The sequence below is a fragment of the Xanthomonas sp. LMG 12461 genome (genome assembly GCF_009192935.1).
GTDB classification, from domain to species: Bacteria; Pseudomonadota; Gammaproteobacteria; order Xanthomonadales; family Xanthomonadaceae; genus Xanthomonas_A; species Xanthomonas_A sontii.
The window spans coordinates 22,253-40,897 of sequence record NZ_NQYT01000017.1 but is presented as its reverse complement, the minus strand read 5'-3'; the positions used below and the strand labels follow the sequence as shown (position 1 = coordinate 40,897).

14 protein-coding genes are annotated in these 18,645 nt (G+C 71.1%); 3 read left to right on the top strand and 11 right to left on the bottom strand.

What is annotated here, in order from left to right; translation table 11 throughout:
- Positions 1-85: 85 nt before the first annotated feature.
- Positions 86-982, bottom strand: a complete 897-nt coding sequence (locus CEK68_RS04750) for a DUF808 domain-containing protein (protein WP_152238693.1) — start codon at positions 980-982, stop codon at positions 86-88.
- A 139-nt stretch (positions 983-1,121) separates the two neighbouring features.
- Here CEK68_RS04750 and CEK68_RS04745 point away from each other — a divergent pair, with 139 nt between their 5' ends.
- Complete coding sequence (locus tag CEK68_RS04745) at positions 1,122-2,747, top strand: dihydroxyacetone kinase subunit DhaK (protein ID WP_152238692.1); 1,626 nt, start codon at positions 1,122-1,124, stop codon at positions 2,745-2,747.
- 205 nt (positions 2,748-2,952) lie between these two features.
- Here CEK68_RS04745 and CEK68_RS04740 read toward each other — a convergent pair whose 3' ends face one another.
- Together CEK68_RS04740 and CEK68_RS20940 are read right to left on the bottom strand one after the other, a co-directional pair.
- Positions 2,953-4,116 carry a hypothetical protein gene (locus CEK68_RS04740; RefSeq protein WP_152238691.1) on the bottom strand — a complete coding sequence of 388 codons (1,164 nt, stop codon included), beginning with the start codon at positions 4,114-4,116 and terminating at the stop codon, positions 2,953-2,955.
- Positions 4,117-4,200: 84 nt separating this feature from the next.
- Positions 4,201-4,341 carry a hypothetical protein gene (locus CEK68_RS20940; protein WP_017915346.1) on the bottom strand — a complete coding sequence of 47 codons (141 nt, stop codon included), beginning with the start codon at positions 4,339-4,341 and terminating at the stop codon, positions 4,201-4,203.
- Positions 4,342-4,697: 356 nt separating this feature from the next.
- Between CEK68_RS20940 and CEK68_RS04735 the strand changes: the two genes are divergently transcribed.
- Entirely contained in the window at positions 4,698-6,389 is a 1,692-nt protein-coding gene (locus tag CEK68_RS04735) for an AarF/UbiB family protein (protein WP_152238690.1), read from the top strand.
- Between the two features lie 130 nt (positions 6,390-6,519).
- On the opposite strand, the gene CEK68_RS04730 is transcribed toward CEK68_RS04735, so the two are convergent.
- From CEK68_RS04730 to CEK68_RS04705, 6 genes are all read right to left on the bottom strand, one after another.
- Positions 6,520-8,898: a DUF3772 domain-containing protein gene (locus tag CEK68_RS04730; RefSeq protein WP_152238697.1), complete on the bottom strand. Its 2,379-nt coding sequence runs from the start codon at positions 8,896-8,898 to the stop codon at positions 6,520-6,522.
- Positions 8,899-9,130: 232 nt separating this feature from the next.
- Complete coding sequence (locus CEK68_RS04725) at positions 9,131-10,153, bottom strand: NAD(P)H-quinone oxidoreductase (protein WP_152238689.1); 1,023 nt, start codon at positions 10,151-10,153, stop codon at positions 9,131-9,133.
- 319 nt (positions 10,154-10,472) lie between these two features.
- Positions 10,473-11,783 carry a histidine-type phosphatase gene (locus tag CEK68_RS04720; protein ID WP_152238688.1) on the bottom strand — a complete coding sequence of 437 codons (1,311 nt, stop codon included), beginning with the start codon at positions 11,781-11,783 and terminating at the stop codon, positions 10,473-10,475.
- Between the two features lie 8 nt (positions 11,784-11,791).
- Complete coding sequence (locus CEK68_RS04715; RefSeq protein WP_152238687.1) at positions 11,792-14,293, bottom strand: TonB-dependent receptor; 2,502 nt, start codon at positions 14,291-14,293, stop codon at positions 11,792-11,794.
- A gap of 114 nt (positions 14,294-14,407) precedes the next feature.
- Complete coding sequence (locus CEK68_RS04710) at positions 14,408-15,490, bottom strand: FecR domain-containing protein (protein WP_152238686.1); 1,083 nt, start codon at positions 15,488-15,490, stop codon at positions 14,408-14,410.
- Complete coding sequence (locus CEK68_RS04705; RefSeq protein WP_193314108.1) at positions 15,483-15,998, bottom strand: sigma-70 family RNA polymerase sigma factor; 516 nt, start codon at positions 15,996-15,998, stop codon at positions 15,483-15,485. The genes CEK68_RS04710 and CEK68_RS04705 overlap by 8 nt, the downstream gene beginning before the upstream one ends.
- A 353-nt stretch (positions 15,999-16,351) precedes the next feature.
- Here CEK68_RS04705 and CEK68_RS04700 point away from each other — a divergent pair, with 353 nt between their 5' ends.
- The gene (locus CEK68_RS04700) at positions 16,352-17,422 is read left to right on the top strand and encodes a pirin family protein (RefSeq protein WP_226977753.1); all 1,071 of its coding nucleotides are present in this window, start codon (positions 16,352-16,354) and stop codon (positions 17,420-17,422) included.
- A gap of 190 nt (positions 17,423-17,612) precedes the next feature.
- On the opposite strand, the gene CEK68_RS04695 is transcribed toward CEK68_RS04700, so the two are convergent.
- Together CEK68_RS04695 and CEK68_RS04690 are read right to left on the bottom strand one after the other, a co-directional pair.
- Positions 17,613-18,215, bottom strand: a complete 603-nt coding sequence (locus CEK68_RS04695; protein WP_193314107.1) for a hypothetical protein — start codon at positions 18,213-18,215, stop codon at positions 17,613-17,615.
- A gap of 214 nt (positions 18,216-18,429) precedes the next feature.
- A complete protein-coding gene (locus CEK68_RS04690; RefSeq protein ID WP_026143700.1) occupies positions 18,430-18,645 on the bottom strand; it encodes a hypothetical protein in 216 nt (71 codons plus the stop codon).

The following is an 18,645-nucleotide window of genomic DNA, read 5'->3' as shown; positions in this document are numbered from 1 at the left end:
GGCGGCGCGGGATTGGGGAGTCGGGATTGGGGATTCGCGAGGGCGGGAATGTACGGCGCTGTTGCGAATCCCGAATCTCCAATCCCTACTCCCGCACCTTCTTGATGCCCAGCACCACCGCCAGCACCACCGCGCCGGCCACGATTCCCACCAAGGCGTTGCCCAGCGCAAGCACCAGGCTGCCCAGCCCGCCGGTTGGGGCAATGCCCTCGATGGCGTGGTGCAGCGGGCCGATGCTGTGCACCAGGATGCCACCGCCGACCAGGAACATCGCCGCGGTGCCGGCGATCGACAGCGTGCGCATCAGCCACGGCGCCAGCCACAGGATGCCGCGGCCGATCGCCGCGGCGGCGTCACCCTTGCGACTCAGGTACAGCCCCAGGTCGTCGAGCTTGACGATGCCGGCGACCAGTCCGTAGACGCCGGCGGTCATCGCCAGCGCGATCGCCACCAGCACCGCGAGCTGCTGCACGAACGGCACGCCGGCGACCACGCCCAGCGACAGCACGATGATCTCCGCCGAGAGGATGAAGTCGGTACGGATCGCACCCTTGACCTTGTCCTTTTCCAGCGCGAGCACGTCCACCTGCTGGTCGGCCAGCGCCTGCACCTGTTGCGCGTGACGTTCCGCGTCCTCTTCCTTCGAATGCAGGAAGCGGTGCGCCAGCTTCTCCACGCCCTCGAAGCACAGGAAGGCGCCGCCGATCATCATCAGCGGGGTGATCGCCCACGGCAGCCAGGCGCTGATCGCCAGCGCCGCCGGCACCAGGATCGCCTTGTTCAGCAGCGAGCCCTTGGCCACCGCCCACACCACCGGCAGTTCGCGGTCGGCGTTCACCCCGGTCACCTGCTGCGCGTTCAGCGCCAGGTCGTCGCCGAGCACGCCGGCGGTCTTCTTGGCCGCGACCTTGGTCAGGATCGACACGTCGTCGAGCAGGGTGGCGATATCGTCGAGCAGGGTGAACAGGCTGGCGCCGGCCATGCGGGGATTCCATTCGGGGTGAGGGGCGATTCTCGCCGATTCCGCCGACCAGGTGCGTGAGCAGGCCGGCCTCAACCGCGCGTAACGCCGGCCCGGCTATCGTGCGTCACACCGCCGCACGGCATGCACAGGACACCGCATGGACCAGTTCCTCACCGCCCCCCGCGCCATCGTCGACGACGTCCTCGCGGCCGCGGCCATGCTGCAACCGCTGCTGCTGTCGGAAACCGACAGCGGCAACCGCATCGTGCTGCAGGCCGAGCGCGATCCGCGCCAGGTCGCGGTGCTGTCCGGCGGTGGCGCCGGGCACGAACCGGCGCATGCCGGCTTCGTCGGCCCGGGCATGCTCAGCGGCGCCATCGCCGGCGACCTGTTCGCCTCGCCCGGGGTGGAGGCGGTGCTGGCGGCGATCCGCGCCTGCGCCGACGCGCCCGGCGTGCTGCTGGTGATCAAGAACTACACCGGCGACCGGCTCAACTTCGGCCTGGCCGCCGAGCGCGCCCGTGCCGAGGGCATCGACGTGGCCAGCGTGCTGGTCGCCGACGACATCGCCCTGCCCGACGCGGCGCAGCCGCGCGGCATCGCCGGCACGGTGCTGGTGCACAAGTACGTGGGCCACCTGGCGCGCGAGGGCGTGCCGCTGGCCGAACTGGCGCAGCGCGGCCAAGCCTTCGCCGACCGCCTCCTGTCGCTGGGCATGGCGCTGTCCAGTTGCAGCGTACCCGGCCAACAGGTCGGCCGCCGCGCGCCGGAACTGGGCCTGGGCATCCACAACGAGCCGGGCGCGCGGCCGGTGCAGCCGGGCACGGTGGAAGAGGCGTTGGCGCTGGTGCTGGACCCGCTGCTGGCGCAGGCCGATGCGCGCCTGGGCGCCGACGCGCCGCTGGTGCTGATGCTCAACGACCTCGGCGGCTGCTCGACGCAGGAACTGGGCGTGCTGACGCGGCTGGCGCTGCAGCGCATCGGTGTCGCGCGGGTCGCGCTGATGCCGGTGCCGGCAGCGCTGATGACCTCGATGGACATGCACGGCTTCTCGATCACCCTCGCCCCGGCCGATGCCGACGTGCTGGCCGCACTGCAGGCACCGGTGCAGACCCTGGGCTGGCCCGGCGTGCGTGTGCCGCATGCGGTGCAGACCTTTGCGCCGGCACTGAAGCGCGACGACCGCCACCGCGATGGCGCGCGCGATGCGCAGTGCGCAGCGGCCCTGGGCCGGGTGGCGCAAGCCCTGATCGCCGCGCAGGCCGAGCTGGACGCGCTGGACGCGCGCAGCGGCGATGGCGACGCCGGCAGCACCTTCGCCGCCGGCGCGCGCGCCCTGCGGCAGGCGCTGGACACCGATGCGCTGGCCACCGGCGACACCGCCGCACTGGCGCGCGGCCTGGCGGCGACGATCGAACACAGCATGGGCGGCTCCAGCGGCGTGCTGCTGTCGATCCTGTTCACCACCGCTGCCGGTGCGCTGGCGGACGGCCGCGACTGGGTGCAGGCGCTGCAGGCCGGCGTGGCGCGGATGCAGCACTACGGCGGCGCGCAACGCGGCGACCGCACCCTGCTCGATGCGCTGCTGCCGGCACTGGACGCCCTGGCACAGGGCGCCGACGTGGAGGCCGCCGCGCGCGCCGCCCGCGCAGGCGCCGATGCCACCGCACAGCTCACCCGCGCCGGCGCCGGCCGCGCTGCCGCGGTGCCCGCGGACGCCTTACGTGGCGTGATCGATCCCGGCGCCGAAGCGGTGGCGCGCGCGTTCGCGGCGTGGCGGTGAAGCGGCCGGTCGGGTCGGCCGATGCGGTGCGAGGCAGGTCTGGGTCAATCGGGGCGGCAGGCGTGTTCGGGAATGCCCGTCGCGGCTGAAGCCGCTCGTACAAGGCTTGCGGCGAGCTGTCCGAGCGCACTGTGGGAGGGACTTCAGTCCCGACGCGCGCAAGCCAAAATCGCCAGTTGCTTCGGAGCAACGCCCCGTCGCCCCCCTACTCCGCCGACGCCGCGTCCAGCACCTGCGCCACCGCCTGCAGCGATCCGCGCACCGAACCGGACTGCAGCGCCAGCGGCTGAGTCTTGCCGCGCACCACCACCTCCATGCGCTGCGGCACGCCCTGCGCGTTGCCGACGATGCGGTAGGTGGTGTCGCCACGCGCGAAGCTGAGCAGATGGCGGTCGGCGTCGTAGTCCATCGCCTCGCCCTGCGCGTCCGGATACAGCAGATCCACCCGCTGCTGCGCGCCAAGCGCCGCGTAGTACGGCGCGCCGCTTGCGCCGTCGCCGACATTGGCGAACACCACGATGCGCTTGCCAGCCGGCGCCAGGCGGAACTCAAGCAGGATCTTGCGCTGACCCACCGCCGTCTCGCCTTCCTCGTCCCACAGGTAGTGCATGTCGGCCACGCGCTTGCCGGCACGGTCGCGGTACACCGTCTCCTGCGCCAGTCCCGGCCCGTCGCCGCGCGCGTCCTCGACCGTTTCGCGCTCCAGCAGTGGCGCGCCATCGCGGATCGAGTATGTCGCGAACTGGTGCCAGCAGCAGCCGTCCTTGGTCATGGTGTGGAGTTCGCGCGCCTGCGCATCCACCTCGAACAGGCCGCAATTGCTCTGCGCCAGCTCGGTGAAGTCCGCATCGGCCTCGAAGCCGTCGGCGGTGCCCAGGTACACCTGGTAGGACGGACCGTGGTAGCAGCTGTTCTGGCCGTCCATCACCGCCAGATCCTTGATCCCGTCGAAATTGAAATCGTCGTAGATCAGCACGCTCTGCTCGCCGTACGGCAGTTCGTGCACGTTGGCCTTGACCTTGCCGCTCTTCGCATCGGTGTCCAGCACCAGCTCCGGCGAGGCCACCTCGAGCAGCGGCGTGGCGTTGCCGCGGGCGAACACGCGCACGATGCCGGGACGGAACACCTCGCCGCTGTCCTCGATCTCCAAGGTGGCGCGGTAGCGATCGGAGAAGTCCTGCAGGTCGTAACGGCGGTGCGTGCTGGCGGCGAAGGCCTTGGCGTCGAAGTCGTCGCCGGCATACCGCTGGGTCTGCGTCGCGGCGGTCGCAGTCGCGGTCGACGACAGCAGCACGAGCAGCAAGGCCAGGCGTGCACGCGCCGACAGCACACGGGCATGGCCAACGGCATGCGAGACGATGAAGGACATGGTGGTGTTCCTGGCAGCGGGCAGCGAAAGCCAAGGGTAAGGCCGGCCGTGGCGGCCGGCCAGAGGCCAGCGGACCTCGGCGCGTCAGAACAGCGCGCGTGCCAGCGCCCGCAGCGCCGTGCGCGCCTCGGTGGCGATGCCGCCGCCGTCCTCGCCCAGCCAGGCCGCCACGAGCAGCACCACGACCACCCCAGCCGCCAGCAGCGCGAGCCGACGCCACCTCATCGGTCGAGAGCCCTGCCGAACAGGCAAGGTGCCGGTGCAGCACGTCGCGTGGCTGGCGTCATCTGCCATCGGTCGACGCACCACGACCGTCCGTTGCATCCCTGCCCGCTCACCGCCATCGCCACTCACCCTGCTGCACTGCGCGCTGTTCTCTGGCTCTCGTTGCGGGGCAGGATACGCCGTGGGTGCGTCGTCCCAGCAACGGCCGCCGCCGGGCTGGCCGCCAGCGCCGTCGCCGACCTTGCCGCCGGCACCACGCCCGCGCACCTGCGATCCACGACGCGCAGCGGGATTCACCACGCGACGACCCGGCCGTCGCCACACTCGATCGCGCCCATCCTTGCCCGGAGCCCACCTTGAGCGCGACGCCCGACGCTGCGGCCACGCCGCACGTGGTCGGCGGCCTCAGCCGCCGTACCCAGATCCTGCGCCTGCTGCTGCGCTACCGCAGCTCCGGGGTGTTTTCCGGCATGGACATGGAGACCGCCCAGGGCGAGCACGAGCTGCCGCCGGAAGGCACGCCGGAACAGTTCGTCACCGATCTGGAGGCGCTGGGCCCGACCTTCGTCAAGCTCGGGCAGATGCTGTCCACGCGCCCGGACGTGGTGCCGCCGGAGTTCGCCACCGCCCTGGAGCGGATGCAGGAGAACACCACGCCGATTCCGAGCGAACGCATCCGCGAGATCGTCGAGGCCGAGCTGGGCGTCGGCATCAACAAGGCCTTCTCCGCCTTCGACGACACCCCGCTGGGCAGCGCCTCGCTGGCGCAGGTGCACCGTGCCGCGCTGCGCGACGGCACCCCGGTGGCGATCAAGGTGCAGAAGCCCGAGGTCGCCGCGCAGGTGCGCGCGGACCTGGAGGTGCTGCGCAGCTTCGCCAGCGCCGCCGACAAGCTGACCGGGCTGGGCCGGCGCATCCGCTTCGCCGACTGGCTGGCCGAGTTCGGCAAGGCGCTGCTGGCCGAACTGAACTACGAGGCCGAGGCCGAGAACCTGGCGCGCTTCGGCGAGCACCTGCGCCCGTTCCCGCAGCTGTGGGTGCCGCAGCCGGTGTGGGACCTGAGCAGCCGCCGCGTGCTGACCATGCAGCTGGCCGAAGGCGTGCGCGTGGACAAGATCTCCGGGCTGCGCCGCACCGAGCAGCCGATGGACGACCTGGCCGCGGCGCTGGTTCGCGGCTACCTGGACCAGATGTTCGTGCACGGCGAGATCCACGCCGATCCGCATCCGGGCAACCTGCGCGTGCTCGCCGACGGACGCCTGGCGATCTTCGACCTGGGCATGGTCGCGCACGTGCCGCCGAAGCTGCGCGAGCGCCTGCTCAAGCTGCTGTTCGCCGCGGTCGACGGCCGCGGCGAGGAAGTGGCCGAGGAAACCATCGCGCTGAGCACGCGCCTGGAGGACTTCGACGAGGAGCGCTACCAGCGCGAGACCGGGCAGATGATCGCCCGCTACGCGGCGCACGATGCGATGTCCGAAGGCCGGGTGGTGCTGGACCTGGTGCGCATCGCCACCGCCTACGGGCTGCGCACGCCGCCGGAGCTGAGCCTGCTCGGCAAGACCCTGCTCAACCTGGAAGCGGTGTGCCGGGCGCTATCGCCGCACCTGGACACCCGCGTGGTGGTCGAGGACCAGTTGCAGCACGTGATGCGCGCGCGCCTGAAGAAATCGCTGTCGGCGGCCAACCTGGCCAGCGAGGCGATGGAGCTGCAGGCGCTGCTGCGCGAAGGCCCGCGCCGGCTCTCGGACATCCTCACCCTGGCCGCGGAGAACCGCCTGCAGGTGCGCGTGGCCGGGCTGGAGGAATCGCGGCTGATGGAGAGCCTGCAGAAGATCGCCAACCGCGTCGCCGCCGGCATCGTCACCGCCGCATTGATCCTGGCCTCCACGCAGATGATGCGCATCGACACCGGCAGCAAGCTGTTCGGCTACCCGGCCATCGCGATGGTGCTGTTCCTGCTCGGCGTGATCCTGGGCCTGGGCATCGTGGTCAGCGCCGTGCTGTTCGACCGGCGCATCCGCGCGCGCGAGGAACGCGGTAGGCGCTAGAAGCCGGGAGTGGGGAATCGGGAATGGGGAATCGCAGGAGCGGCTTCAGCTGCGACCTGCAGCACCGGTAGCTGGCGGCCAAAGTCGCTTCGCGCTCCACCAATCCCGAATCCCCACTCCCGAATCCCTGCTACGCCTGAGGATCGCGTAAAAGCTTCACTTCCTGCGGCGACTCCAGGGCGATGCCCTCCTCGGCCAGGCGCTGCAGCAGGGCGAAGAACAGTTCGCTGCGGGTGCCGTAGGTCAATCGCGGCGAGGCCACGTAGGCGAAGCTGTTGAGGGTGACGTGGCCGTTGGCGATGGAGTCGATGAACACCGACGGCGCCGGGTCGTCCAATACGCCCGGATGCGACGCGTACAGTTCCAGCAGGATGGCGCGCAGCTTGACCACGTCGGTGCCCAGCGACACCGCGAACTGGATCTGCACCCGGCCCAGCGGCCCGGCCAGGGTCATGTTGCGCAGGGTCTTGGTGATCAGTTCGGAGTTGGGGACGATCAGGGTGGAGCGGTCGCCGACCTGGATCTCGGTGGCGCGCACGCTGATCCGGCGCACGTCGCCTTCCTGGTCGCCGATCTTGATCCAGTCGCCGATCTTGACCGGGCGCTCGGCGAGCAGGATCAGGCCGGACACGAAGTTCTGGGTGATCGACTGCAGGCCGAAACCGATACCGACCGACAGCGCGCTGACCACCAGCGCGATCCGCTCCAGGCCGATGCCCAGCGCGGCCAGCGCCCACAACGCCGCCAGGATGATGCCGACATAGCGCGCCACCGTGCTGATCGAGTTGCGCGAGCCGTCGTCCAGTTCGGTCTTGGGCAGGTAGGTCTGGGTCAGCCAGCGATGCAGGTACTGCATGACGCCCAGGCCGAGCAGCAGCACCAGCACCGCGCGGGCGATCGCGCCCGGATACAGCACCACCTTGTCGCTGAGGCGGATGCCATCGGACAGCAGCGAGAACCAGTCCGAGACGATCGAGACGTTGGTGCCGAACGGCATCAACAGCGCGCCGACGCCGATCAGCAACAGCACCACCCGTATCAGTGCCGAGGTCAGCACCCCGGCCTGCTCCAGGCTGCTCGAGCGCACCCCGAACGCGCCATTGGCGGCGCGGCCGATGCGGCCTTCGCTGGCGAACAGCCACAACGCGAAGTCGTCGGCGAAGGTCATCAGCAGGCGGATCGCGCCGACGATCATGGTGATCCAGATGATCTGCCGGGTGATGAACAGGCCCAGGTGCAGATAGCCCAGCAGCGCCGCCAGCAGCGCCACCACCACCGCGACCTTGACCAGCACGCCGATCAACGCCAGCGCACCGCCGTGCTGCCCGGGCGGCGGCGGTTGCGCATTGGCCAGGGCCTGCGCCGCCGCTTCGGAGTACTGGCGCCGGCGCAGCCGCGACAGGCTGGTCAGGGTGGCCAGGATCAGCACGCCGTAGACCAGCGCGATCACCCCGTCGGCGGCGACGGTGGCCGAGTCGCTGGTGCGCGCGGCCTGGTTGATCACCAGCAGCATGCTGCTGAGCCAGGCCAGCGCCGCGGTGGCCCAGGTGTACTTGCGCAGGCGTCGCGCGGTGGCGTCGTCGATCGGGAACAGCCGCCAGCTCGGCTGGTTCGGCAGCAGCACGCTGGCGCCGAGCGAGCCCATGAAGGCCGCGGCGAAGCTGACCACCACGAAGCCGTTGAGCACTGCGTCCAGGCGCTCCGGCACCGCATCGATGCTGCGCAGCGCCTCGGCCAGGGCCAGTGCGGCCAAGCCCGGGGTCAACGTGCCCAGCAGCAGGAACCAGATCGCCAGACCCGACCGGCGCAGGCGGCTGCCCGGCGCGCGCGACACCGCATAGCGCTTGCCCAGCCAGCGCAGCAGGTAGCGCAGCGGGAACAGCAGGATCAGCGCGATGGCGATGCCGACGCCAAGCGCACCGCTGCCATGCTCGGCGATCGCGTCCTGCAGCGACTGCATGCCGAGCGTGTACAGCGCCAGCAGCTTGGCCTGGTCGTCGGGGAAATCGGCGGCGATCTGCTTCCACAGCGCCGGCGACAGCGGCGACGGCGAGCGCAGCGACAGCTCCTGGCTGAAATGCTCGGCGCGCGCGCGTTCGATCTCGTCGGCCAGCTGCCGCGCCTCCACCACCATCAGCTTGCCGCGCTTGACCCCCGAGTCCAGGCTGTCGCGCTGCTTGGTCAGCGCCTTGCGCTGCGCGGCGATGTCGGGGGAGTCGCCGGTGGCGGCCGCACCGAGTTGCTGCAAGCGTGCATTGACCTGCGCCAACTGCTGCGAGAGCGCATCGGCGGCAGTCTGCGCATCGTTGGAGGCGTCGGAGACCTGCGTGACCAGGTCCTGGAAGGCGGCCTGGTTGCCGGCATCCACTTCCTTGCCGCGCGCGTCCTTCAGCGACTTTGCGGCGTTGTCCAGCAGGGTCTGCGGGTCCGGCGGTGCGTCGGCGGCGTCCTGCGGCTGGGCCGACGCCACCGCCGCGCACAGCCACAACAGCAGCAAGGCGTAACGCAACAGGAAAGAGGACGACGCGGAACGGGGCAGCAGGCGCACGCAGGGACCGGCACGGGCAAGCGCGGACCACCGCGCGTGCGGCGCACTATACGGCGCGGTGCTTGAACCGGGCCAGCGGCGGGCGCGGGCGCGCGTGCCGTGTGGCCGCGCCGGTGCCTGCGCCGGCTGCCTGTCGCGACCGAAGCGCGCCGCTCCTACGACGGCAGGCGGGTCGCCACGACCGATACCCGGTTCACCGCGCGTCCGTCGTCAGCACGATCTTGCCGATATGCGCGCTGGATTCCATCAGCGCATGCGCCTGCGCCGCCTCCTGCAGCGGGAAGCAGCGGTCCACCTGCGGCTTGATGCGACCCTCTGCCAGCAACGGCCACACCCGCTCCTCCAGTTCCCGCGCGATCGCCGCCTTTTCCATCACCGAGCGCGGACGCAGGGTCGAGCCGGTATGGGTCAGCCGCTTGGCCAGCAGCGGCATCAGGTCCAGTTCGCGCACCTTGCCCTGCTGGATGCCGATCTGCACGATGCGCCCGTCCAGCGCCGCGGCCTGGTAGTTGCGCGCCAGGTAGTCGCCGCCGATCAGGTCCACGATCACGTCCGCGCCGCGGCCCTCGGTGAGGCGCTTGGTCTCGGCGACGAAGTCTTCCTCGCGATACAGGATCGCCGCCTCCGCGCCCAGCGCCAGGCTGGCCGCGCGCTTGTCGGCCGAGCCCACGGTGCTGATCACCCGCGCACCGAAGGCCCGCCCGAGCAGGGTGGCGACGCTGCCGATGCCGGAGGTACCGCCGTGCACCAGCAGGGTCTCGCCGGACTGCAGGCGGCCGCGCTGGAACACGTTGGTCCACACGGTGAAAAAGGTTTCCGGCACCGCCGCGGCCTCGGTCAGGCTCAGCGCCGCCGGCACCGGCAGGGCGTTGCGCTCGTGCACCACCGCGTATTCGGCATAGCCGCCGCCGGCGACCAGCGCGCAGACCTGGTCGCCCAACCGGTAGCGCTCCACGCCCTCGCCCAGGCCGACCACCTCGCCGGCGAACTCCAGCCCCGGCAGCGGCGAGGCGCCCGGCGGCGGCGGATAGCTGCCCTGGCGCTGCATCACGTCGGGCCGGTTGACGCCGGCCGCGGCCACGCGCACCAGCAGTTCGCCGCGCCCAGGGTGCGGCAGCGGCACGCGCACCGGCACCAGCACCTCGGGCGCACCGGGCTGGCGGATCTCGATCGCGGTCATGGTGTCGGGCAACGCGGCGGCGTGGATCGGGGACATGGCGGGGTCCTGGCAAAGAGCGCGGCGCACGCAGGCGCAGACGCGTGGGGGAACCGCGATGATCGACCTTCCGCGCTGAGGGGTCCGTGACGGCGGGCGATGTTCGCGATGAAGTGCACGAAAGACCTGCCTGGTCCTCTCAGGCCGTCTGCAGTCGGGACGGAAGTCCCTCCCACAGTGCACCCGGCGGGCTCGCCGCACGCCCCTGTGGGAGCGACTTCAGTCGCGACGCGCGTGACGATGACCGCCAGTCACTTCCAACGCCAACGGTGTCGAGGCGTAGCGCTCCGCTCACGCAAGCGCTCAAGGTAGGCGGCGTCTACTCGCCCACTGGCGCCGCCTGCGCCGGCCACTCGGTCATCGCCGGCACGGCAGCCTCGATCCGCTGCGGATCCAGCCGCGCCTGCAGCGCCGGCAGCGCGATCGCCAGCGGGCAGCGCAGGCGGCCGCCGCAGCCGGGCAGCGGCCAGCGCCGCTCGCGCAGGCTGCGGCCGTCGAAGCGATTGGCCCGCAGCGCCGGCAAGGTCGGCACCACGCTGCGCAGTTGCAGGAAGTTCTGGCCGTCCTGCCGCACCATGTCCAGCAGCAGCGCACCGCCGGGCGGATACGCGTCCGGCTGGCCGCGCACGATGGGATCGATGCCGAACAGGCCGGCCAGATGCGCCAGGTTGGTGTCGTGGCCGAGCAGCACCAGCGCGCGCGTGTCCGCCGGCGCCAGCGGCGCCACCGCCGGCGCCTGCCCGGCCGCCGCCTGCAACGTCGCCAGCAGATGCGCGAGCAGGTTGGAGCCGCCGGCACGCGCCGCCGGCAACGCCCGCTTGCTGTAGGCGAAGGAGGCGTTGTGCAGGCCGATCAGCCGCTGCAGCGCCACGGCATCGGCGCGCCCCCAGGCCACCTGCGGCAACGGCAGGTCCTGCGCGTACTCCAGCATCAGGTTCTCGGCCAGGCTGCCGGCGGTCTTCAAGACCTTGGCCGCCTGCACCGGATCCTGCAGCCGCTGCGGATCGTCCAGGTGCGGCGAAGCCTGCGCAGCGCAGGTCGACCCCGCGCAGCCGGACAGCACCCGCTGCAGCGCCCGCAGCCGGCTGCGCGTGGCCGCGTCCAGGTGCAACGGCGGCGCGGGCGCATCGTCGTCCTTGTCCTCGTCCTTGCCGAAATGGAACAGCGGATTGTTCTGCGTCGTCGGCAACGCCAGGTAGTGCGCCTGGCATCCCGGCAGCAGCCCTTCGGTGAAGGCCGCCGCGCTGTCGTGGTTGCGCGGCGTGCTGTCGGCGATCACCACCGCGCCGGATCCGGCGCAGTCCGGCGCCAGCGCCGACATGGACAGCCAGCGCTGCCGGTAGCGCGCACCCAGCGCCTGCATGCCGGCGGCGCCGTGCGCGGTGAGCTGGCCGGGTGCCACCGGCCATTGCGGCCAGGGTTGCGTGGCGTACCTGGCCAGGTCTTCTGGCGATTGCGTCGGTGCGCGCACGCCATGGCGCATCACCACGATCGTCAGGCGCACCTGCGCCGCATCCGGTGCGGTAGGCGCCTTGGGCGATGCCGCCGCCGGCCAGGCGGCGCTGGCGACGCAAAACACCGCGGCCAGGCGCCATCCGCTGCGCACGCGTGCGAATCGGGAAGCGAACATGGCCGGCCTCAGAACTTCAGCGACAGGTCGAGGAACACGCCGCGCCCGGCCAGGCCGAAGTACAGCGACTGGTTGTCGGAAGAGCGGGTGCCGGCGTAGCCGATCAGCGCATGCCGGTTCAGCAGGTTGTTGACGTCCATGCTGATCGAGTAGCCCTTCAGGCCGTACGGCCCGTGCGTGCTGCGGTAACCCAGCGCCGCGTCCAGGCTGGCGTAGCCGCCCAGACGCTGGTCGTTGCCGAACACGGTGGCGCCGTTGGCCGCGGTGCTGTTGTCCACGCCGTACTGCGCGCCCACCACCTTCTCCATCAGCGAACCGAAATAGCCGGTGCCGCTGTTGTACAGCAGGCCCAGGGCGGCGGTCACCCGCGGCGTGCCGGCGACCTGGGTGCTGCTGTGCTTGTAGGTGGCGTCGTTGTAGCTGGCGTTTGCGTACAGGCTCAGGATCGGCGTCAGCGCATAGGTGGCCTCGGCCTCGGCGCCGCGATACACCGCACCGCCGCCGTTGACGAAGGCGCTCTCGGTGCCGCTGTCGGTGTTGATCAGGGTCTGGCTGATGTAGTTGCTGAAGTCGATGTAGTAGACGTCGGCGCCGAAAGTCAGGCCGCGCGCGGCATAGCTGGTGCCGAGTTGGTAGTTGCTGGTCAGCTCCGGGCGCAGGCCACGGGCGCCGTTGAGTTCGATCACGTCGATCGGCGGCGCCAGGAAGCCGCGCGCGGCCTGCACATAGCCGCTCCAGTGCTCGTTGAAGCTCTGGTGCAGGCTCAGCGACGGCAGCGTGGCGTCGTAGCTGGCCTCGCTGTGCGCCGGCGCCGGCGGCGTGCTCTTGTTGAGTTCGGCATCGAGCTGGCGCTGCACCCGCGCGTAGCGCAGACCCGGACTGAGGGTCAGGCTGTCGCTGAGCTTCCAGTCGTACTGCAGGTACGGCTGCAGGGTGTCGGTGCGGTCGTGCAGGTTGTAGTTGTACAGTGGGCCGTACTTGGTGCCGCTGGCCGCGCCGGTCGTCATGTCCACCGGCAACTGCTGGCGCTCGTCCAGGTTGCGCTCCACCCACACGCCGGTCTGCAGCTGGCCCGGACCGAGGTCCCGCGCCAGACGCAACACGTCGCCGAAGGCGCGAAAGTCGTTGTCCGAGAGCTTGCCCGGCACGTCCTTGGCGGCCTTGGACAGCTTCTTGCCGGTCGCGCTGTAGAAGGTCACGCCGTTGTCGGCAGCGCTCTCGCTGGTGGGGATGCTGGTCTTGGAAGCGGTGTGGTCGAAGCTGTTGTAGTAGACCTTGTTGTCCAGGTCCCAATCGCCAAGGCGCGTGCTCAGGCCCAGGTAGGTGAAGCTGGAGTAGTAGGCCGCGGCGTTGTAGCCGGTGTAGTTCTGCAGGGTCGGATCGTTGCCCAGGCCATAGCGCCAGCCATGCTGCGCGATCTGCGCGCGGGTGGCGCCCTGCACGGTGTTCTGGTGCTCCTGGTTGTAGCTGCTGACGAAGGTCAGCGTGGTCGCCTCGCCCAGGTCCGTGACGGTCTTGAGGAAGGCGTGCTCGCGGCGGTCGTCGGTGCCCTTGAGGTAGGTGTCGCTGGCTTCCTTGGACAGGTCCGCGAACAGGCGCGTGTTGCCGATGTGCTCGTCGGCGCTGACGCCGCCGGCCCAGGTGTTCCAGCTGCCGCCGGTGCCGTACACGGTCACGCCGTCCACCTGGCTGGGGTTGCGCGTGCGCAGCGCCAGGGTGCCGCCGAAGGTTGCGTTACCGATGGTGGCGCCGCCGCCGGGGCCGCGGTCGATCTCGGCCTGGCCGAGCACGTGATTGTTGAAGTAGGCCGAGGTGGTGTGGTGCAGGTCGCTGGCATCGCCGAAGGGAATGCCGTCGAAGGTGATGTTGAACTGGCCGTCCTGGAAGCCGCGGATGCTGACGCCTTCGTTCTTGCCCAGGCCCGGACCTTCCGGCGAAGTAGTGACCACGCTGGGCGCGTACTTGATGATGTCGTCGTAGTTGGAATTCAGGCGCAGGCCGTCGCGGATGAAGCGCTCGTCGATCACCGAGGTCGGCTGGCTCGCCTCCAGCGGCGCGGCGCTGGGCGCCAGCGTGTCGACGCTGTTGGCGGTGACGTTGATCGGCGCCAGTTCGCGCGGGCCGTCGTGTTCGCCGTCGACCTCGCCACGGGCCGGGGCGGCGCTGCGCGGCGCCCGTGGTGCGGCGGCAGGCGCGGCGGCGACGCTGCTGCGCACGATGGCGACCGAGCTGGGCGTCAGCATGCGGTAGTCCAGGCCGGTGCCGGCGAGCAAGGCATGCAACTGCTGCGGCGGCGCCAGGCCGGCCGGGGCGCCGCTGCTGCGCAGGCCTTCGGCCAGCGCCGGGTCGTACATCAGTTGCAGCCCGCTGCTGCGCGCGAACTGGTCCAGCGCCTGCGCCAGCGGCATGGGCGCGATGGCTTGGGCCGCGGTGGCGGGCGCCGACCAGGCCGGCAGCGAGGACGTGCAGCCCAACAGCAGGGCGATGGAGACGACGAGAGGCTTGCGCATGACGATCACACCGGAGGGGAGGAAGGGCGGCCCCGCGCGTGCTGCGCGACGGCCATGCTTCCTAGGAGTGCCCCGGTGCGCCGTGCGGCTACCGTCGATTGCATGAATTTTTTCTTACAGCGGTGCCGGTGCGTGGCGGATGGTCACCGCGTGCGCATCGCGCTGCACCTGCACGTCCGGCAGGCTGCCCAGATAGGCGACGAAGGCCTCCGGATCGCGCAGGTGGAACACGCCGCTGACCCGCCGCGCCGCCAGCGCCGGGTCGGCGATGCGCAGCGGCTGCGTGGTGTAGGCGTTGAACAGGCGCGCCACTTCGCCCAGGCTGCGATCGTGCACGCCGACCTGCGCCGGCAGCCAGGCGGTGGCGTCGGCGATGTCGGCATGGTCGCGCCGCGCCAGCACGCGGCCCTGCGCATCCAGCCGCGCCTGCTGGCCGCCGCCCAGGTCGGCTAGCGTCGTCCCCTCCGACGGCAGGTCGCCGCGGCGCCACCACGCCGGGGTATCGCGCGACACCTGCACCCGCCCCTGCAGCACGGTGACGCGGGCGCCGCCGGCCTGCGGGTCGACCCCGAACACGGTGCCGACGTCGCGCAGCACCAGCGCGCCGACGCTGACCCGCAGCGGCCGCGCCGGATCGTGGCCGAGATCGAACACCGCCTTGCCGCGCAGCAGGGCGATGTCGCGACGCTGCGTGCCGTAGCGCACCGCGATCGCGCCACCGCGCTCCAGTTGCACCACGCTGCCGTCGTCCAGCGCGACGCTGCGCGGCGCGTCCGCTGGCGCTGCGTACACCGTCGCCGGCACCTGCTCCGGCGCGCTCAGGCGCAGCGCCACACCCACGGCGGCCAGCGCGAGCACGGCGGCGGCCGCCAACGGCCAGCGCCTGCGCCGTGGCAGGACACGACGCGGGTGGGGCACCGACGTCGGCGTGTCCACATCCGGGCGCAGCGGCACCACCACCGCCCCGCTGCGCAAGGCATGCGCGCGCAGCTGCGCACTGCTGGCCTGCTGCGCCTGCGCCGCGGACGGCAGGTCGGCGTGCATCCGCGCGATGTCGAAATAGGCGGCCACGTGCGCCGGCGACTGCCGCAGCCAGGCCAGGAACTCGGCCTGCCGCGCCGGCGGCAACGCGGTCTCGCGCTGCGCCAGGTACCAGTCCGCGGCCGCCTCGGCGACGCGCTGCGGATCCTCACGCATAGCGCGCCATGCCCTGCCGGCACACCGCCAGGCCCTTGATGATGTATTTCTTGACCATGTGGCTGGAGATCTGCAGTTGCTCGGCGATTTCCTGGTAGCCCAGTTCGTCGCGGTAGCGCAGCGTCATCGCCGCGCGACACTTCGGCGGCAGCCGTGCCATCAGCTCGGCCAGGCGCTGCCGGCGCTGCGCGCGGTGCACCTGTGCATCGGCCTCGCAGGGCACCGCCAGCCGCTCCAGCACATCGTCCAGGCAGGTGTCGCGCTGGCTGTTGCGCTGGTGCAGCAGCGCATGCTCGCGCATCAGGTTGGCGGCGATGGTGAACAGGTAGGCTTCGGGATTGGTGATCTCCGGCGCATGCGCCTCGCTGCGCTGCAGCCGCAGCCACACTTCCTGCAGCAGGTCGTCGGCATCCCAGGCCGCGGCGCGACGCTTGCGGAAATAGCGGCTCAGCGACGGCCGCCATTGCAGGAACAGCCGCGACAACGCCGGCAGGGGTTCGGAACGCACCAGCCACTCGCAATGCCGGCGCCATCGGCGGCCGGCGGATTCGGAAAGGCTGCGATGCTGGTCCTCGGCGATGACAGTCCGATGACGCACGGGTCCTGCGGGCGTAGCGGAGCGGTTGCGCCCCGGCAAGCATTCAGTTCACCGCTGACTGCCGGATTCGCGCGATCGGCGCATGCAACGCGGCCGGTCACCGCGCCTGCGCCCTCGCCATGGACGCGGCGGCGGCGCATCCCAGCGTTTCCCGTGCGGGACAGGATGTCTCTCGAAGCGGCCTTCCGTTCCGTCGGCATCGCCCCATATCGTGAAGGTTGCCGCGTCCAATCTTGGGCGGCGTTCGCATGAAGGATCTCTCCATGACCGACCCCATCGTCCAGATCAAGCCGCTTGGCTTCCCTTGGGACACGATCGACCCGTTCCTGTTCTGCGTCTACCACGACGATGCCTACCCCGCCGGCAACGGTGCGATGGGGCCGGCGGCGTCCCTGCATGGCCGCGCCATCGGCCAGGACTTCAGCCGCAAGGACGGCTGGAGCATGTATCACGGCGAAGAGATTCCCGGCTTTCCCGGTCATCCGCACCGTGGCTTCGAGACCGTGACCATCGTGCGCAAGGGCCTGATCGACCATGCCGATTCGCTCGGTGCGGCGGCGCGCTTCGGCGCCGGCGACGTGCAGTGGGTGACGGCCGGCGCGGGCATCGTCCATTCGGAGATGTTCCCGCTGCTGGACACGGCCGCACCCAACCCGCTGGAGCTGTTCCAGATCTGGCTCAACCTGCCGGCGCGCAACAAGCTGGCTGCGCCGCACTTCACCATGTTCTGGTCGGAAGACCTGCCGCGCTTCACCGCCACCGACGATGCCGGCCGCACCACCGAGGTGGCCTGCGTGGCCGGCCGCATCGGCCCGGTCGACGCCGCGCCCGGCAGCGCCGGCGGCCCGCTCGCGCCGCCACCGGATTCGTGGGCCGCGCAGGACGATGCCGATGTGGCCATCTGGACGATCCGCATGGCACCCGGCGCACGCTGGACCCTGCCCGCCGCGCAAGGACGCGGCACGCGCCGCAGCCTGTACTTCTTCAAGGGCGCAGCGGTGACGGTGGGCGGGCGCCCGGTGACCCGCCATGCGGCGATCGAGCTGCGCGCCGATCAGGCGGTCGAGTTGGTCAATGGCGACGGCGAGGCGAGCGAGTTCCTGGTGCTGCAAGGCCGACCGATCGCCGAACCGATGGCGCAACACGGTCCGTTCGTGATGAACACGCAGGCCGAGATCGCCCAGGCCATGGCCGACTATCGCCGCACCCAGTTCGGCGGCTGGCCATGGCGGGACGAGGCGCCGGTGCACGGCAGCGACCCGACCCGCTTCGCGCGACATCCGGATGGGCGCGAGGAGCGGCCGGCGTCGCGCGCGGTCGCTGCCGACGGCTAGGGCGTATTACCGATTCGAGAGGACGCCGCGTTCCCAGCCTCGTGCACACCAATTCTGCGCGTCGCTCCGCGCCGTACCCCCAACCCCGCTCCGCGCCCCGGCCCGCGCTTGCGGCGCGGGCGCTCCAGGTGCGCGCGCCAGTGGCGCGCAGGCCGCGCCCTGTCGCCCCAATGGGAGAGGGGCCAGGTGCTCAATAGCGGGCCGAGGCCAGCGCCTGCGCGCGCTCCAGTTGCTCGGCGATGCGCTTGCGCGCCTGCTGCAGTTCCTGGCGGGTGGCGTCTTCCTTGGCCGCCGGCACCAGTTCGGCATCGATCACCGACAGTGCATCGGAGTACTGCCGCACCACTGCCGCCGCGTAGGCGTTCATGTAGGCGGAATTGTCCTTTTCATCGCCCAGCGCCTGCAGCTGCGCACGGCCCTTGGCCACCTGCGCGTCGATCTTCTCCGCATCGCCGGGGCCGCCCTTGCCGGCCGTGGCCGGGTCGGCATCGTGGTGCACGGCGATGGTCTCGCGGGCGAAATCGGCCACGGTCTTGCTGACGTTGCGCGACAGCGCCTGCTTCGACAGCGCCACCACGTTGCCCTCCAACACCTGCAGCATCGCCTTGGCCGAGGCGTCGCCGCCGATCGGTGCGCGTCCGCTTTCGCCACCGACCGGCGCGGCGGTGGGCTCCGGCGAGGTGGCCGGTGCGGTACGCGAGGCCTGGTCGCCGGGCTTGCCGCAGCCGCTCAATGCCACGGCGATCAGCGCGGCAAGCAGGGACAGACGGACGGGATGAAGAGGTGAGGTCATGGAACGCTCCTGGTTGGTCTGCGTTCCACCATGCCCAGCCAGCGCGCAAACCTGCGTGAATCGGCGGCGGCTGGCCGTAACGCAAGGCGCGATCGCGCGCACCAGGCGTGCCCTGCAGAGTCGCAACGCGGCAGATGCTCACTGCGATCCGTGATCGCCGCCAGGCCTGCCCCGATGCCGGAGCCGGCCTGGTGCGACCGGCTCCGGAAACGGCTCAGCCACAGCAGTAGCAGACCAGCGGCTTTCCGGGCCCGCCCGGCCCCAACTCGCCGCCAAACGGTGCGCACTCCTGCTGGCAGGCCCAGGCGCTGCAGGCCGCCTCCTTCTCGATACCGTCGCCGGCGGTCGCCTGCACCGCGCCGAAGCCCATGCTGGCCAGGAACACGGCCGCAAGCATCCCGTTGCGTAACGCTGTCCAACGCTGTTTCAT

What these genes read in the sequence shown, in the direction of transcription:
- CEK68_RS04690 (WP_026143700.1), bottom strand. Translation starts at nt 18,645, where the DNA reads ATGAAACAGCGTTGGACAGCGTTACGCAACGGGATGCTTGCGGCCGTG.
- CEK68_RS04725 (WP_152238689.1), bottom strand. Translation starts at nt 10,153, where the DNA reads ATGTCCCCGATCCACGCCGCCGCGTTGCCCGACACCATGACCGCGATC.
- CEK68_RS04720 (WP_152238688.1), bottom strand. Translation starts at nt 11,783, where the DNA reads ATGTTCGCTTCCCGATTCGCACGCGTGCGCAGCGGATGGCGCCTGGCC.
- CEK68_RS04740 (WP_152238691.1), bottom strand. Translation starts at nt 4,116, where the DNA reads ATGTCCTTCATCGTCTCGCATGCCGTTGGCCATGCCCGTGTGCTGTCG.
- CEK68_RS04710 (WP_152238686.1), bottom strand. Translation starts at nt 15,490, where the DNA reads ATGCGTGAGGATCCGCAGCGCGTCGCCGAGGCGGCCGCGGACTGGTAC.
- CEK68_RS20940 (WP_017915346.1), bottom strand. Translation starts at nt 4,341, where the DNA reads ATGAGGTGGCGTCGGCTCGCGCTGCTGGCGGCTGGGGTGGTCGTGGTG.
- CEK68_RS04700 (WP_226977753.1), top strand. Translation starts at nt 16,352, where the DNA reads ATGACCGACCCCATCGTCCAGATCAAGCCGCTTGGCTTCCCTTGGGAC.
- CEK68_RS04715 (WP_152238687.1), bottom strand. Translation starts at nt 14,293, where the DNA reads ATGCGCAAGCCTCTCGTCGTCTCCATCGCCCTGCTGTTGGGCTGCACG.
- CEK68_RS04695 (WP_193314107.1), bottom strand. Translation starts at nt 18,215, where the DNA reads ATGACCTCACCTCTTCATCCCGTCCGTCTGTCCCTGCTTGCCGCGCTG.
- CEK68_RS04750 (WP_152238693.1), bottom strand. Translation starts at nt 982, where the DNA reads ATGGCCGGCGCCAGCCTGTTCACCCTGCTCGACGATATCGCCACCCTG.
- CEK68_RS04745 (WP_152238692.1), top strand. Translation starts at nt 1,122, where the DNA reads ATGGACCAGTTCCTCACCGCCCCCCGCGCCATCGTCGACGACGTCCTC.